The organism is Ureibacillus sp. MALMAid1270 (assembly GCF_049202975.1).
In the GTDB taxonomy this organism is placed as follows: Bacteria; Bacillota; Bacilli; order Bacillales_A; family Planococcaceae; genus Ureibacillus.
Genome location: NZ_JBMIRP010000097.1, coordinates 118,964 through 135,781, shown reverse-complemented (window position 1 = coordinate 135,781; position 16,818 = coordinate 118,964). Strand labels below are relative to the sequence as shown.

The window sequence follows — 16,818 nt, the reverse complement described above, 5'->3', positions numbered from 1 at the left end:
AAACGATATTAAGTATAAAAGGCTTACTCTAACGGAGTAAATTTTTCATCTTTTTCAAAAACTTTATTCACGCCTTGTGTAACCGTCATTTCACCGTGTAAAATAGCATCTTCAATTGAATGTAAAAGTTGTTTTGTTTCCTGATTACGGTAAAATGATTCAATTAAATGGTCGGTAATCATTGAGTGGAACCAATCCTTTGTTTGTTCAACTCTACGTTGATTCCAAAAGCCTTTAGACTTTACAGTATCTTCAAATTTACAAATCATTTCCCAAGTTTCCTGTAAGCCGGTTTTCGCAATTGACGAAACAGCAAGTGATGTACTCATCCAACCTGGAGTTGCTGGTTGCAGAAAATGAAGAATTTGCTTGTACTCTCGAACTGTTCTTTTTGCCCTGCTGACATTATCACCATCACTTTTATGAACAATAATCCCATCAGCTAACTCCATGATCCCTTTTTTCATACCTTGTAGTTCATCACCAGCGCCAGTTAATACTAATAGAAGGAAGAAATCAACCATACCTCTTACGTATGTTTCACTTTGTCCAACGCCTACAGTTTCTATTAAAATAACATCAAAACCAGCTGCTTCACAAAGTAACATCGTTTCCCTTGTCTTTTTATGGACACCACCTAAAGTACCAGCACTTGGAGATGGCCTGACAAAAGCATTCGGTTCTCGACTTAGTCTTTCCATTCGGGTTTTATCACCTAATATACTTCCACCAGATAATGATGAACTAGGGTCAATTGCCAGAACAGCTACTTTTTTCCCCATATCACACAACATTGAGCCAAAACTTTCAATGAATGTACTTTTACCTGCTCCTGGAACACCAGTGATACCAATACGTATACTATTTCCGGAGTAGGAGAGTAATTCTTGTAATAGTTTTTGCGCAAGCTCTTTATGGCTACTATTAGAGCTTTCAATTAGCGTTATAGCCCGAGATAGTGCAATTCGGTTTCCAGAGCGAATCTCTTTAGACAATTGATGTATATCAGTTTGTTCTTCTCTTTTTTTACGAAATTTCTTAGGGGTAATTTTCGTAAATCCATCATGAGTACCTTTTACACCTTCCATGACAAATAATGCGCTCTCATCAGCCCCATTGTTTTCCTTCATTATTCAGACACTTCCTCGTAGCCCAAACGTTGATAAATTTCCTCGATAATTTTAATCGCAGCAACCGGAATCACTGTACCAGGGCCAAAAATAGCAACAGCTCCCGCATTATAAAGGAATTCATAGTCTTGTGCAGGAATTACGCCACCAACAATAACGATAATATCTTCACGACCTAATTTTTTTAGTTCCTCAATTAATTCTGGTACTAATGTTTTATGTCCTGCAGCAAGTGATGATACACCCACACAGTGAACATCATTTTCTACTGCCATAAGAGCTGCTTCTTCAGGTGTCATAAATAATGGTGAAATATCGACGTCAAATCCTAAATCTGCATAACCTGTAGCAACAACTTTTGCACCTCTGTCATGACCGTCTTGACCCATTTTGGCAATCAAAATACGAGGACGTCTACCTTCATTTTCTTGGAATTCTTCTGTCATTTGTTTTACTTCTGATATTAATTCTGTATCAGAGAAGTTTGAAGAATAAACTCCAGAAATCGAACGGATTACGGCTTTATGACGACCAGAAACTTTTTCGATTGCATCTGAAATTTCTCCTAATGAAGCACGAGCTCTTGCTGCATCTACTGCAATTGCAAGTAAATTTTCCTCACCAGTTTCAGCTGCACGTGTTAATCTTTCAAGATGTTTCTGTACTTCTTCTTCATTTCGTTCTGCTTTCATCTTTTCAAGTCTTTCAATTTGTTTTTGTCTAACGATTGTATTATCAATATTTAATATTTCGATTGGTTCTTCTTCTTCGAGACGGTATTTATTTACCCCGATAATTGTTTCAGTTTTCGAATCAATTTTCGCTTGGCGTTTTGCAGCCGCTTCTTCGACTTTCATTTTCGGAAGTCCAGTTTCAATCGCTTTAGCCATGCCGCCTAATTCTTCAATTTCTTCGATTAATGCCCATGCTTTTTCAGTAAGTTCTTTCGTTAGCTTTTCAACATAATAAGAACCACCCCATGGGTCAATTACTTTCGTCATTCCCGTTTCTTCTTGTAAGAATAATTGAGTATTACGGGCAATACGTGCTGAGAAATCTGTAGGTAATGCAATCGCTTCATCTAATGCATTTGTATGAAGTGATTGAGTATGACCCATTGCTGCTGCATTAGCTTCAATTAATGTACGAGTTACGTTATTGAATGGATCTTGCTCTGTTAAAGACCATCCTGAAGTTTGTGAATGTGTACGTAATGCAAGTGATTTGGGATTTTTCGGATTAAATGTACTCATCATTTGAGCCCAAATTCTTCTTGCTGCACGCATTTTCGCAACTTCCATGTAATAGTTCATACCAATACCCCAGAAGAAGGATAAACGAGGTGCGAACGAATCAATATCAATACCAGCTTTAAGACCAGTTCGAACGTATTCCAATCCATCAGCAAGAGTATATGCTAATTCTATGTCTGCTGTGGCACCAGCTTCTTGTATATGATAGCCGGAAATTGAAATGGAATTAAACTTCGGCATAAATTTACTTGTATATTCAAAAATATCAGCAATGATTTTCATCGACATAGCTGGTGGATAAATATATGTGTTGCGCACCATGTATTCTTTTAATATGTCGTTTTGTATTGTACCTGCAAGTTTTTCAGGTGTTACCCCTTGTTCTTCTGCAGCTACTATATAGAAAGCTAGAATAGGTAGTACTGCACCGTTCATTGTCATGGAAACGGACATTTGATCAAGTGGAATACCATCAAACAAAATCTTCATATCTTCAATCGAATCGATTGCAACCCCAGCTTTCCCTACATCCCCTTTTACACGAGGGTGATCAGAATCGTAACCACGATGGGTTGCTAAATCGAATGCAACAGATAATCCTTTTTGCCCCATCGCTAAATTACGACGATAGAAAGCATTGGATTCTTCTGCTGTTGAAAATCCTGCATATTGACGTACAGTCCAAGGTCTTGCTACATACATTGTTGGATACGGCCCGCGCGTGTTTGGAGCTATACCTGCAGTATCGTTTAAATGTTCAACATCCTGTAAATCTTCTTTCAAATAAAATTCTTTTACTTCTATATCTTCATTTGTCACAAAAGAAGATATAGATGTGGAAGCGGATGTTTCTTCAGCTAAAATTTGTTGTATATTTACAGCTTTAAAATTCGCACTCATGATCGTACCCCCTTCAAGCCTTGTGCTACTTCATTTAATTTTTCAATGATATTTTGGCCAGCAAAGATAAAACCATTTAAACCTTGAGCTAACCATTCTCTCTCTTCTTCTTTGTATTTACCTGCTACATCAAGAAGTAAGTGATTTGGTTTACTTGCTAAAAGCTCTGGAACTAGTAATTTCGTATCTTCATCTGTCGTTGCAAGCACAACATAATCGTAGCTTGCTTCACTTAACCATTTCTTTGCTTCTTCGATTGATTGAATTTCTCCTGATTGCTCACATACAATTCCCGCTGTAGAGAAGAAACCAGCAACAAAATCTGCACGTGCTTTAAAGTTCTTTAGTTGACCGAATGTTAATATAGCAATCTTCGGCTGTAAAATTTGATAGGCAGCCCGTAATTCCTCAAAAGGTGTTGCAAAGCGTTTAACATTTGCAAATAGAGGATTCGTTTCAGTAGGTAACACATCTACTGGATTTGCATAGATATTTGTACCAATGAGTGATTGTTTTCTAGTCGCTATTGCTTTAAGTCGATTTGTATTAACTTCTTCTATTAATTCAGCTAGTTTTCCAGATTCGATGAAAGCATCAATTCCACCAGCTTCTTCAATCTCTAAAAATAGTGCCCAAGCTTTTTCAACGTATTCATTTGTTAATATTTCAATAAAATAAGAACCTCCAGATGGGTCCGTAACATTTTGAACAAGTGATTCTTCTTTTAACACTAAAATTACATTTCGAGCAATTCGAATTGACTGATCTGTTGGTTTTGTTAAAACGTCATGAGGATGTACAGTAAATACATCTGCTCCACCGATTAACGCTGAAAGTGCTTCATTTCCGGCACGTAGTAAATTCACATAAATATCTAATTTTGAGTAGCTGCGGATGGATGTTTCTGCAACGATTGGTAATTTGATTTGATCTGTTACCCCATATGCGGATGAGAATGCTTTCCAGAGTACCTTCACAGCGCGAAGTTTTGCAATCTCTGAGAAAAATTGAGTATCAATCGCAAAATTTACGAAAAATTTATTGACAAAGGATTCAAAATCATTGTTTTCAACATATTTTCGAGCTAATGCTAGTGTTAAAGCTAATTCTTGAACAGCATTTGCTCCTTCATAATGATATGGAATCGTATTTGCACAAATCGTACGTACATGAGGAAAATTACTTAACTCTATTTGTTCTTCTGAAATAATGTATCCCTTTACATTTTCACGATTACTTTCATCTATTTTTTCAAAAACAGATAAAAGAGTGTCAGATGCATTTTGAATAATTAACTTAAACTCATTTTTTGTAAGTATATCAGCCAGTTTTGAGAGGTTTTGTTCATTCCATTCAAAAGAAGTTCTACTATCAATTGTTATAATAGTATTTCCGCGCTCTATACTATCTAATAGATTCGAGAAGAATTGCTCCTCTTTATCTCCGAATATTTGTTGAGCACACGAAAAACCTTTTGTTGCTTTTAAAGTTCGAATAGTAGAGATTTGATTCTCTAGCTTGTCCCCAAGTTTTTCTATTAAAGTTTCTTGCGTATATATCGGTTCAAGAGTAATACCTTCTAAAGTTTTTGTGAATAAAGAGTCAAATGGCTTTCCCTTTAATGCTTGAATGGCTTGCTCTTTCCATTGTTCATAGCTAACTGATTCAAATTGAATATCTTTCATATTTGCCATACATCCGCTTAACAGCTGCCCCCTTCGTCATGTTCTAATAATATTTTACAATAGAAAGCCTTTTCAATAAAGCAATAATGTGAATCTTTCAACAATTGCAAATAACTTACTAAAAAAGATACAAAATAAAAGGAAGCCCTATTTTTTTGAGGCTTCCTTTAATATTAATAAACCGATAATTGATTACTATCTGCATTTTCAAGAATTTGTTTGACTCTATTTAAAAATCTTCCTGCAATTAATCCATCTAATACGCGATGATCAATTGATAAACATAGATTCACCATATCTCTCGCAGCAAACATTCCACCATTTAATATAACTGGTCTTTTTACAATAGATTCTACTTGTAAAATCGCTGCTTGAGGATAATTAATGATTCCCATTGATTGTACAGAACCAAATGAACCTGTATTATTCACAGTAAATGTTCCACCTTCAATATGTTCGGATCGTAATTTACCTGCTCGCACAATTTGAGATAATTCATGAATTTCTCTTGCAATACCTTTTATTGATTTTTCATCGGCATGTTTAATAACAGGTACGAATAATGAATCTTCTGTTGCAACTGCAATTGATACATTAATAGCTTTCTTTTGAATAATTTTATCTCCTGCCCAAACAGAATTCATCATTGGGAATTCTTTTAACGCAATTGCAACTGCTTTGATAAAGAATGCAAAATAAGTTAAATTAAACCCTTCTTGTTCTTTAAATGAATTTTTTAGGCGATCTCGGTAAATAACTAAGTCGGTTACATCTACCTCCATCATCATCCAAGCATGTGGTATTTCCTGTTTACTACGAACCATATTATTCGCAATAGCTCTTCGAATCGATGTAACTGGAATTTCAATATCTCCTTGAGATGTAGTTGGAACGAAATCAGTCGTTGATTTTTTGGATGCTGCTGCAACTGGAGCTACAACTTCAGTAGATTTCGAACTACTTTGTGAAACTTCATTCACTTGACCTGACTCGATGATTTTCAATAGGTCTTTCCTTGTAATTCTTCCATCTAAACCTGTACCATTTACTAATTCCAAGTTAATATTATGCTCATTCGCAATTTTCAATACTGCTGGTGAATAACGAGCCTTTTTATTGTTCGTTTTAGCAATATTTTCTACAGTTGGCATTAAAGATTCATTAGTATTACTTGCAGTTTCTACTTTTGATTCAGTAGTTACGTGTTGGTCAGTTTTCTCTGCTGAATCTTGACCTACGTTAAGGGTACAAACAACTTTACCAACCGATAATGTTTCCCCTTCATTTGCAATCAGTTCATGGACAACACCAGTGAAGGATGAAGGTATTTCAGCATTAACTTTGTCTGTTACTACTTCTGCCAGAGGATCATATTTATTAACAAAATCGCCTGGTTTTACTAACCATTTTTCAATTGTTCCCTCTGTAACACTTTCTCCTAACTGGGGCATTAATATATTTTCAATTGGCATCTTCTCGTACACCTCCATTAGAACGCAGCTAACTCACGCATCGCTTTTTCAATTTTTTCCGGGTTGATCATAAAGAACTTTTCCATTGTAGGTGAATAAGGCATAGCTGGAACATCAGGACCTGCTAATCTTTTAATAGGAGCGTCAAGGTCAAATAGACATTCTTCAGCGATTATTGCAGACACTTCGCTAATAATACTACCTTCCTTATTATCTTCCGTTACTAATAGTACCTTACCCGTTTTTCTTGCAGCTTCTACAATTGCCTCTTTATCTAGCGGATAAACTGTTCTTAGATCTAAAATGTGAGCTTCAATCCCATCTGCAGCAAGTCTTTCAGCAGCTTGCAATGCAAAGTGAACAGCTAAACCGTACGTGATTACAGTGATATCGTCACCATTTCTCTTCACATCCGCTTTACCAATCGGTAATACATAATCATCAGAAGGGACTTCACCTTTTAGAAGACGATAAGCACGTTTATGTTCGAAAAATAACACAGGGTCTTCGTCACGGATTGCCGCTTTTAACAAACCTTTCGCATCGTAAGGTGTTGAAGGAATCACAATTTTCAAACCAGGTGTTCCAGCAAATAGCGCTTCTACTGATTGTGAATGATATAATGCACCATGTATTCCGCCTCCAAAAGGAGCACGAACGACTAATGGACAATTCCAATCATTATTGGAACGGTATCTAATTTTTGCAGATTCAGACACGATTTGATTTACAGCGGGCATGATAAAGTCTGCAAATTGCATTTCCGCAATTGGCCTCATTCCTACCATAGCTGCACCAATAGCTACACCAGCAATTGCGCTTTCTGCTAACGGTGTATCTAATACCCTGTATTCACCGAATTGGTTGTATAAGCCTTGTGTAGCTTTAAATACGCCACCTTTAACCCCAACATCCTCACCTAAAATAAATACACGGTCATCTCTTTCCATTTCCTCTTTCATCGCTAAATTTATGGCTTCAATATAGGATAAAACTGCCATTATACATCAGCTCCTTCCGCGTATACATGTTTAAGTGCATGTTCTGGTGGAGAGTATGGAGCTTCTTCTGCATAATCTGTTGCTTCATTGACAATACCCATCACACGTTTGTTAATCGCTTGTAACGATTCTTCGTCAGCAACTCCTGTTTCTTTTAAATACTTTTCAAATAGAATAATTGGATCATTTGCTCTTCCTTGAGCAATGTCATCAGTAGTTCGATACTGTCGGTCGTCATCATCTGAGGAATGAGCTGTTAATCGATAAGTAATAGCCTCAATTAAAGTTGGACCTTCTCCATTTCTAGCTCGATCGGCAGCCTCTTTTACTGCTTGATAAACCTCAAGAGGATTCATCCCATCAACTGTTACTCCTGGCATTCCGTAACCAATTGCACGGTCTGACACTTTTGCACATCCTAATTGTTTTTCAATCGGAACACTTATTGCATATTTATTGTTTTCTACCATTGTTATAACTGGCAATTTATGAACGCCAGCAAAATTTAGCCCCTCATGAAAATCCCCTTGGTTTGTAGAACCTTCACCGAGAGTTACGAAGGAAACATAATCTTTATTTTGCATTTTGGCTACAAGTGCAACTCCTACCGCATGTGGTACTTGTGTTGCAACAGGAGATGAACCAGTTAAAATTCGATTTTTCTTTTGTCCGAAATGTCCTGGCATCTGGCGTCCTCCAGAGTTTGGATCTTCCGCTTTTGCAAATGCAGATAACATTAACTCTTTTGGAGTCATCCCAAAATGTAAAACGACACCCATATCGCGATAATATGGTGCAATATAGTCTCTTGTACGGTCTAACGCGAAAGCTGCTCCAACTTGGGCTGCTTCTTGACCTTGACAAGAAATTACAAAGGCAATTTTACCTGAACGGTTTAATAACCACATTCTTTCATCAATTCTTCTTGCCATTAACATTGTTTCATACATACTTAAAACATCTTGGTCAGTTAACCCTAAATCTTGATGATGTAATTTTCCAGTTGTCAAACAATCATCCCCTTTCGTTTGAATGATCTCTTATTTAAATTTGTTTTTATTTTCACGTAAAGAAAAATATGGGTATTGTTACCCCTATGATTCTACAACTTAACACTTCTCAGAAGTAATTAGAAGTGAATTGCTCTCCCGTCAATACTTAAAGCTGCCTCACCTATTACTTCACTTAATGTAGGGTGAGGGTGAATTGTTTCACCTATTTCCCATGGAGTAGCATCTAAAATCATGGCTAAAGCAGCTTCCGAAATCATATCTGTAACATGCGGACCAATCATATGAACACCTAATAAATCGTTTGTATTTTGATCTGCAATGATTTTAACGAAGCCTTCCATCTCACCATATACTAATGCTTTACCGATTGCTTTAAACGGAAACTTTCCAACTTTGATGGAATATCCAAGCTTTCTTGCCTTCTCTTCAGTTACACCAATACTTGCTGCCTCAGGAGTTGAATAGATACATCTAGCAATATTATCATAGTTAATATTTTTCACTGTACCATTCACAATATGCTCTACAGCAGCAATCCCTTCATGGGATGCAACATGGGCTAACTGCAAACCACCAATAATATCTCCGATTGCGTAAATATGTTTTTCTTTTGTTTGATAGACTTCATTTACTTTGATAAAACTAGATTCTATTTCAATTTCAGTATTATCTAGTCCTATATCAGAACTATTTCCTTTACGACCAACTGAAATTAACATTTTTTCAGCTTCAAATAGTTTTTCTTCTCCATCGATTAAAACTGTTGCTTTAACATTTTTGTCAGATAAATTTACTTTATCTGCTTGAAGAAATGCTTTTGTATAGATTTCTATTCCGCGTTTTTCAAGTAATTTCGCCATCTCTTTCGAAATATCCGTATCTTCCGAAGGCAGTATATGATTGCTAGTTTCTATGATAGTTACTTTCACTCCAAAATCAGAAAGCATAGAGGCCCATTCAACTCCGATTACGCCTCCACCAACTATAAGCATTGATTTTGGTAGTTCTGTCATTTCTAAAGCGTGATTGGAATTCAAAATACGCTTTCCATCTGGTGTAAGTCCTTCTAAATTTCTTGGTGAAGAGCCAGTAGCGATAATGATATTTTTTGGAATGAGCATTTCATTTTCTTCTCCATCTCTTTCTACAGAAATCGTCCCTGCCATTGGAGAAAAAATTGAAGGACCTAAAATTCGCCCCGTTCCATAATACACATCAATTTTCCCTTTTTTCACAAGACTTTTCACACCATTATGTAGCTGATCGACAATCGTATTCTTTCTATTTTGAACTGCATTAAAATTAATTCGAACAGCAGCTACATCAATGCCAAATTCACTAGCATTTAATGATTGACGGTATACTTCTGCGCTGCGAAGTAATGCTTTACTTGGAATACATCCTTTATGCAAGCAAGTGCCTCCAAGTTTCTCTTTTTCTACGATAGCTGTAGAAAGGCCAAGCTGACTTGCTCTAATTGCAGCAACATAGCCACCTGTTCCACCACCGAGAATTACTAAATCATATTCACGAGACATACGAATCCCCCTTAAGAAATTTGGGAATGAAGTGAGATTTTCACTTCATTCCACAAATCAGTTATCTACCATTTAATATATTTTTTCCATTCTGTAAAAATTGCTTTCGTGATTTTGCAACTCGTGCAATTCTTTCCTCAGCTAATCTGTTTGCCGCTAAATATGTTGGGATATTTTGATCGTTTGAAATGGCAAATATTTTTGTAAGACTATCATAAATTGTCTCTACTCTTTTCATCGCACGATCACGATTATAACCATATAATTCGTCAGCAACGTTAATTACTCCTCCAGCATTAATGACATAATCTGGAGCGTAAACAATTCCCATCTCATGTAATATTTTACCATGTCTAGATTCTTTTAACTGGTTATTTGCTGAACCAGCAATGACTTTTGCTTTTAATTGTGGAATCGTCTCATCATTAATAATCGCACCTAATGCACATGGTGAAAATACATCTACCTCTTGTTTGTAGATTTCATCCGGTTCAACAGCAATTGCACCAAAATCATGAACAACTCGTTCAACTGCTTTTTTATTAATATCAGTTACTACAAGATTAGCCCCTTCATTATGCAGGTATTCACATAATGCATAAGCAACATTACCAAGACCTTGAACAGCTACTTTTACATCCTTTAATGAATCTGATCCAAACGCTTCTTTTACGGATGCCTTCATCCCTAAATATACACCATATGCAGTTACTGGTGAAGGATTACCAGAAGAACCAAATGTTGGCGAAATACCTGTTACGTAATTCGTTTCTTCATGAATTAAATCCATATCCGATACAGTTGTCCCCACATCTTCAGCTGTAATATATCTACCGTTTAACCCCTGTATAAAACGTCCAAGTGCTCTAAACATTTCTTCATTTTTATCTTTAAATGGATCACCAATAATAACGGTTTTTCCTCCACCAAGATTTAAACCAGCTGCAGCATTTTTATAGGTCATTCCACGTGCTAAACGCAATGCATCCTCAACTGCCTGTTCTTCAGTTTGATACGGCCACATTCGAACACCGCCAAGTGCTGGCCCTAATGTGGTATCATGAATTGCAATAATTGCTTTTAGCCCTGAGGTTTGATCTTGACAAAATACCAGTTGTTCATAGTCGTACTTTTCCATATACTTAAAGATTTCCATTTATAAATCCTCCCCTTGCGTAAGCGCTTTCTTTTTTATAAGCGATTTTCTCTATAATATTCAAAAATTTTCTCGGTAACATACCCTTATTTCTACAATACTTATAAATGACTAATGAATCAAGATATTATTTTCCAAATAGTAATTTTCGTTCAATAGTATGAATTCTCCCAAAAGACAAATGTCGTTCCTTGACATTCACCTACTCCATTGTAAAATTAAATTGATATAAGGAGGACTTTATATGGCTCGTATGGCAGCATTTATCGTGTTATTAATACCTGCAATAATGGCAGGAGCAGGCATAAAATTTTTACGTGATACATTGTACGGTAAGTTAAATTCACCAATTCCATGGTTATGGTTACAATTTGGAATAGGAATCGTCTTTTTAGTCGTTGGACTTGGATTTTTTGCAGGATATTTACTAAATCGTGATCGAAAAAACGGTAAAGTCGCTCCGAGATTTGATAAGAAGTCAAATGTAGAAAGACAAAGTTCAACTCCAAAATAAATTAACCTTTTTGTGCACCAACATGATAAATTCATAAAAAGAGACTCAAAAAGTATAGTCGATACTTTTTAAGTCTCTTTTTTTATTACTATTCATTTTTAGTAGTTTTACAAATTTTTCGTACTTTATCAGGATAATCAGTAATCCATCCAACAATCACAGGATCTGGTTCTTTTAAAAATGGTTCAGTCCCATTGATACCATAAAGACGCATTTTCTTCTTTGCATTTTTACAATAGTCCATATACATCGGTTTGTAGTACCTTTTATGAGCATGAACTGAATTTATATGAGACATGTTGTTTAAGTGTTCCCATTGAAACTTTTTATTAACGAGTATTGCAGTTTCAAATTCTGGTCTTTGCATTTTCACAATTTTCATCAGTTCATCATGAAAAGATGAAAAATGACTTCCTTTTGGTATGGTTAGTTTTTGTAGCATATCGATTAAAGGGTTAGTATTTAAAAGGATTGATTCTTTTAGCTCTATATTTAGTGGCATTTGATGTTCGTTTGCCCAGTCTACAACTTGTTGGAAACTAGGGATATGATGATTCGTAAATTTCCGCCAAAACCTTTTACCGATTTTATATGTACTTACTTCATCAAAGCTACAATCTGTAAGTAATTTCTTTTTCCCTGTTAACCTTGAAAGACTTAGATCGTGAAATACAACAAAAATATTGTCCTTTGTTAATTGAAGGTCAATTTCAATACCAGTAGCTCCTAATTCCAATGCCTTTTCGAATGCAGACATTGTATTTTCTACTTCATAACCAGAGGCTCCGCGATGAGCAAAAATTGAAATATTATTATACATTTAACTCTCCATTCTCAATACGAAATATACCATTTGTTTGTTTAGATAACAGAGTGGATTTTCGACCTATTTGAATAAGAGTTCCTGGATAAGCTTCTTTTCGAACAACAATTTGCTCTTTAGCTTGTTTATGGAATTGATTCATTAATGTTTTAATTTCCATATCCATTTGTTCAGCTTCTTGTTTTTTCTGCTCGACGAGTTTACCAGCTTGTTCTAATGCCAATAATTGATTGTCTTTCATTTGTTCTTTATTTAAAATCATATTATTTAAACGGGTGGAAATATGAACAATTTCATCATGCAGTTGTTTTAATAACTTTGCTTTTTCTTGAATGGCAGCTTGGGTTTCCTGCTTACTAACATTCTCGATGATTAATTCCGTTCTTCTTTCTAAATGATTCCCTGAATATGCGGTGATAATCGTATCTTGTGCAACTGCTTTTCCTCCGATAATTTTACCAATTCTCTCATCAACTGTAATTTTATTCGCAGATAAATTTGATCCTAATGTGTAGGAAGCAATTATAATCTCTTCACCAGCAATTAAATTAGCTTCATTAACATGTTTGACCATAATACTTTTTTTAGCTTGTACAATCGACTTACCTAATCCAAAAATACCGCCACGAATCAAAATTTCACCTTCAGTTGATTGAATTAATTTTGCCCCACTCACGCCATCAGGATGTTCTATTAAGACATCACCAGTTGCTACGACACTATAACCATTTTGTACTGTACCTCGTATGCTAACTGATCCGTCAAAATCTATATTTCCAGTTTCAACACCAACATCACCATTAATGACCAAATGTCGATTTACAGTAACTACCCCTTGTCTATGCTCAAGTACACCACTATGTTTAGCTTTAAGAATGATTTTATCTCCCTCGTCGACTTCAATAGCAGTTTTTCGATCATATTTTAGAGGTATATCTTTTCCAGGTGCTGCTTCAACAAGATCACCATAAATATTTTTCCCAGGGATCCCATGCTTAGCCTTTATTTTTTCTCCTAACCAAGAACCTTCCTTAATCTCAAATAGAAAATTTAAATTATAGAAATCTGCTCGTCCATCTTCAAGTATGACAGGTTTACGCTCAGGTACTTCCAAATAGGAAACTTTTGCATCCTCACCTTTAATCGGTTTAGTTCCTTCTGCTACCAATACTGCTTTGCCTGTCTCTACTTTTGAAAGATCAATGGATAATACGCCATGGATAATTTTTTGTTCTGTTAATAGATTGTTTATTTGTTGTTCAATTTCATTTTTCTTATTATGAATGATTTCTTTCGATTCATTTATGTAAATAAAAGCAGACATTTTATCTTTCGTAACTTCCACTTCTATCGGTGGTAGCCACTTACCAATTTCAACGGGATTTGGTGTTACTTTAGATAAAACACTTTTGAGTAAAGCAAAATTTGTTAGTTTAAGTCGAGGATAATTCGATATGATCGTACTAAATTCTTTTAGGGGGAAACCAATTTTAATATTTCTCACGAATACTTTATTGTTTTCTTCGATAACTTCTAAGAATTCATTTGAGAAAATTAGCAATATTATCATCCTCCTTCTTTTTTCTATTAGTATAATCGTTAAAGTTTTCTTTGTTTAGTGCAATTTCTCACAATAATTCATAAATGCCTAACTAATGACAAAATTTAGCATTAATTAGGCATTTAGGTTTATTGTTTTATATTAAGCTTTTTCTGAGGAATCATTTACACTTTCTTTTTTCCGGGGTTCTTGATAAGATAATGCCTGATCGCTATCATTTATCCCTTGTGTTGTAGGGTCTACGATTATTCCTAAGAAAATAAAGATCATTAATACAGTTTCTGCTAAGTCTGTTAGTTGCGAACTATATAATGTGATATCTAAGTTAAAAATGGACGCAACTTGATTTAGAAACACAGAAAGTAATGCAATTAATGAAACCCAAAATGATTTATGTTTAAAACGAACTTTCCAGTTAATCTCCATCATAGTAGTAATCACCTCCAATCAACAAAAATCACAAAATATAGAAACTATTTTTCCTTTATCTCTAATCTATTTTTGAATTTTGTTATTGGAAATAATAAATGCCTAAAAACTGTTAATGTAAATAAAAAGATCCCTAAATTAAATAGGGATCATTCGTTTCTTAATATAGTATGAATATTTAGGACGCAACCAATTCAATACGAATTTTGTCGGCAATCATCGCAATGAACTCAGAATTTGTTGGTTTTGATTTTAAATGGTGAACTGTGTAACCGAACATTTGTGAAATTGACTCATAGTTACCACGGTTCCACGCAACTTCAATTGCATGACGAATTGCACGTTCTACACGTGAAGGAGTCGTACCAAATTTTTTCGCGATTTCTGGATATAAAATCTTCGTTACTGAACCAAGCAATTCGATATCATAATACACCATTTGTATTGCTTCTCTTAAATAAGAATACCCTTTAATATGTGCTGGTACTCCAATTTCTTTTATGATTGAAGTAATTGTTGTATCCAGTTGACGTTGATTGATTTTTCCTGTTGACTCAGGTTGTAAGACGCTTTGTCGTTTTACAGTTTCAATTTTTTGACCTGAACAATGTAGTATTTTTTGTACTAATTGATCGAATTCAAATGGTTTTAACATGAAATAAGAAGCTCCATATGTTACAGCTTGCTTCATCACATCTTCTTGTCCAAAAGCTGTTAACATGATGACTTGCGTATTTGAAAAACGATCATCGCTATACATCGTTTCTAAAACTGCTAATCCATCAAGATGGGGCATAATTATATCTAAAAGTAGTACATTTGGTTGAAAATCTTCTAACATTTTTAAACAAAGTTTTCCATTTGGTGCTGTCGCAACAATCTCAATATCGGCATGATTTTCAAAAAATTGCTCTAACGTCCTCACTAAATCTCTATTATCGTCGGCAATTGCAACTCTAACTTTCGTCAAAAAAATTCCCCCTACTAATAATTTCTACTAAAAAATACCACTTTGTTTATGAAGTCACAGTTTTTTTACTTGACTTTACATATTTTCGACATTTCCGTGAAAAAACCTTTTATGTATATAAAAATGAGTAACTAGTCTGACGATTTCACTATTGGTCGACAAATACTTCGTTCTTTCTACATATTGAATTATTAAAGGTGTTTGCTTTTTTGTCATAAAAATCAAAAAACGACTATACGATTGTTAAGTGTATAGTCGTTTTCACCTTATTTTGGGGTTTTCTTCAACATTTCTTCAACTGAAATTGCCGCGCCTTTAGATGGTTGTTCGACAAACATATGTGTAACAGCACCCACAAATTTACCATCTTGTATAATTGGACTTCCACTCATCCCTTGTAAAATTCCACCTGTTTTATCTAACAATTCTTTATCTGTTACTATAAATTGTAAAAAGTTATCTTCAACCTTAATAATATTTATATCAAAACTCTCTACTTTTGAGCCTTCTATAGCAGTATAAAGCTCTGCTTTACCTACTTTAATATCCTCTACATGCATAATTTCGATAGGTTGTCGTAAACTTTGATTATTAGTTTCCCACTGTCCAAAAATACCGTACATATCATTGGATACAACGTTACCTAAACGAATATTGTTATTTTCTATAACAGAAATTTTATAGCCTGGATGTCCTGGACTACTCTTTTTTATTTGCTCAATTGATGCTAAGAAAATGGATCCTTCTTTAAATTTTGGTGGTGCATTTAACACACCGTCAACGATTTGGTGTCCTAAAGCTCCATATTGGTTCGAATCCGGATCAATATATGTTAATGTACCAATACCATCTGTTTCATCCTTTAAGAACGGTAAGATATTACTTGCTTCTTCTTTTGTTAATGCTAATTGCCTCTTCTCATCTTTCTTTTGAACCGATAACGTTAAATTACTTTCATTTAACTCCTCTTTTAGTGAATCTACAGAATTAATCTTACGTCCATTTAATTCTGTTATAAAATCACCTTTTTTGAGCCATTCACCATTCGGCAATAATACATCATGAGCAACATAGACAAATGGTAATTGTAACTGTATTCCAATAGATTCACCCATCGGGATTAACTTCTTCGCTTCAGCGAAAACCGTCTGCGATGTGAGTACACTGATGAGTAAAATTATTGACACCAGTTTACGCATATGTCTCATAGTCCACCTCCTTTAAAGTTTGTAACATTACTATGTGTCAGAATTCGAACATTAATGAGAGGTAAATATTTGTCGTGAAATACTTGAGAAAAATTTGAAATGATAAATTAAAACAAAAAAATTGCCGATGAATACATACATATATTCTCGACAATTTTATGAATT

14 protein-coding genes are annotated in these 16,818 nt (G+C 34.9%); 1 reads left to right on the top strand and 13 read right to left on the bottom strand.

Annotated features, from left to right (window positions below; all coding sequences use genetic code 11):
• Nucleotides 1-23 precede the first annotated feature (23 nt).
• From meaB to ACOQFO_RS16030, 8 genes are all read right to left on the bottom strand, one after another.
• Entirely contained in the window at nt 24-1,130 is a 1,107-nt protein-coding gene (gene meaB / locus ACOQFO_RS16065; protein ID WP_421690687.1) for a methylmalonyl Co-A mutase-associated GTPase MeaB, read from the bottom strand.
• Complete coding sequence (gene scpA, locus ACOQFO_RS16060) at nt 1,130-3,283, bottom strand: methylmalonyl-CoA mutase (RefSeq protein ID WP_421690686.1); 2,154 nt, start codon at nt 3,281-3,283, stop codon at nt 1,130-1,132. The genes meaB and scpA overlap by 1 nt, the downstream gene beginning before the upstream one ends.
• Nucleotides 3,280-4,968 (bottom strand): methylmalonyl-CoA mutase family protein, encoded by a 1,689-nt coding sequence (locus ACOQFO_RS16055; protein WP_421690685.1) that lies wholly within the window; start codon nt 4,966-4,968, stop codon nt 3,280-3,282. Before ACOQFO_RS16055 ends, scpA begins: the two co-directional genes overlap by 4 nt.
• Before the next feature lie 173 nt (nt 4,969-5,141).
• Nucleotides 5,142-6,440 carry a dihydrolipoamide acetyltransferase family protein gene (locus ACOQFO_RS16050; RefSeq protein WP_421690684.1) on the bottom strand — a complete coding sequence of 433 codons (1,299 nt, stop codon included), beginning with the start codon at nt 6,438-6,440 and terminating at the stop codon, nt 5,142-5,144.
• Nucleotides 6,441-6,457: 17 nt separating this feature from the next.
• A complete protein-coding gene (locus ACOQFO_RS16045) occupies nt 6,458-7,441 on the bottom strand; it encodes an alpha-ketoacid dehydrogenase subunit beta (protein WP_421690683.1) in 984 nt (327 codons plus the stop codon).
• Nucleotides 7,441-8,391 carry a thiamine pyrophosphate-dependent dehydrogenase E1 component subunit alpha gene (locus ACOQFO_RS16040; protein ID WP_421690803.1) on the bottom strand — a complete coding sequence of 317 codons (951 nt, stop codon included), beginning with the start codon at nt 8,389-8,391 and terminating at the stop codon, nt 7,441-7,443. Before ACOQFO_RS16040 ends, ACOQFO_RS16045 begins: the two co-directional genes overlap by 1 nt.
• Before the next feature lie 179 nt (nt 8,392-8,570).
• Nucleotides 8,571-9,992 carry a dihydrolipoyl dehydrogenase gene (gene lpdA, locus ACOQFO_RS16035; protein WP_421690682.1) on the bottom strand — a complete coding sequence of 474 codons (1,422 nt, stop codon included), beginning with the start codon at nt 9,990-9,992 and terminating at the stop codon, nt 8,571-8,573.
• A gap of 61 nt (nt 9,993-10,053) precedes the next feature.
• Nucleotides 10,054-11,148 (bottom strand): Glu/Leu/Phe/Val dehydrogenase dimerization domain-containing protein, encoded by a 1,095-nt coding sequence (locus tag ACOQFO_RS16030; protein ID WP_421690681.1) that lies wholly within the window; start codon nt 11,146-11,148, stop codon nt 10,054-10,056.
• Nucleotides 11,149-11,392: 244 nt separating this feature from the next.
• On the opposite strand from ACOQFO_RS16030, the gene ACOQFO_RS16025 reads away from it, so the two are divergent.
• Nucleotides 11,393-11,662: a DUF2627 domain-containing protein gene (locus tag ACOQFO_RS16025; RefSeq protein ID WP_421690680.1), complete on the top strand. Its 270-nt coding sequence runs from the start codon at nt 11,393-11,395 to the stop codon at nt 11,660-11,662.
• An 88-nt stretch (nt 11,663-11,750) separates the two neighbouring features.
• On the opposite strand, the gene ACOQFO_RS16020 is transcribed toward ACOQFO_RS16025, so the two are convergent.
• The 5 genes from ACOQFO_RS16020 to ACOQFO_RS16000 all read right to left on the bottom strand — a co-directional run bounded on the left by ACOQFO_RS16020 (nt 11,751) and on the right by ACOQFO_RS16000 (nt 16,653).
• Nucleotides 11,751-12,482 (bottom strand): glycerophosphodiester phosphodiesterase, encoded by a 732-nt coding sequence (locus ACOQFO_RS16020; RefSeq protein ID WP_421690679.1) that lies wholly within the window; start codon nt 12,480-12,482, stop codon nt 11,751-11,753.
• The gene (locus tag ACOQFO_RS16015) at nt 12,475-14,055 is read right to left on the bottom strand and encodes a DUF342 domain-containing protein (RefSeq protein ID WP_421690678.1); all 1,581 of its coding nucleotides are present in this window, start codon (nt 14,053-14,055) and stop codon (nt 12,475-12,477) included. The genes ACOQFO_RS16020 and ACOQFO_RS16015 overlap by 8 nt, the downstream gene beginning before the upstream one ends.
• Nucleotides 14,056-14,187: 132 nt before the next feature.
• The gene (locus tag ACOQFO_RS16010) at nt 14,188-14,475 is read right to left on the bottom strand and encodes a phage holin (protein ID WP_421690677.1); all 288 of its coding nucleotides are present in this window, start codon (nt 14,473-14,475) and stop codon (nt 14,188-14,190) included.
• A gap of 178 nt (nt 14,476-14,653) precedes the next feature.
• Nucleotides 14,654-15,445: a sporulation transcription factor Spo0A gene (gene spo0A / locus ACOQFO_RS16005; protein ID WP_421690676.1), complete on the bottom strand. Its 792-nt coding sequence runs from the start codon at nt 15,443-15,445 to the stop codon at nt 14,654-14,656.
• 266 nt (nt 15,446-15,711) lie between these two features.
• Nucleotides 15,712-16,653, bottom strand: a complete 942-nt coding sequence (locus tag ACOQFO_RS16000) for a SpoIVB peptidase S55 domain-containing protein (RefSeq protein ID WP_421690675.1) — start codon at nt 16,651-16,653, stop codon at nt 15,712-15,714.
• Nucleotides 16,654-16,818: the final 165 nt, after the last annotated feature.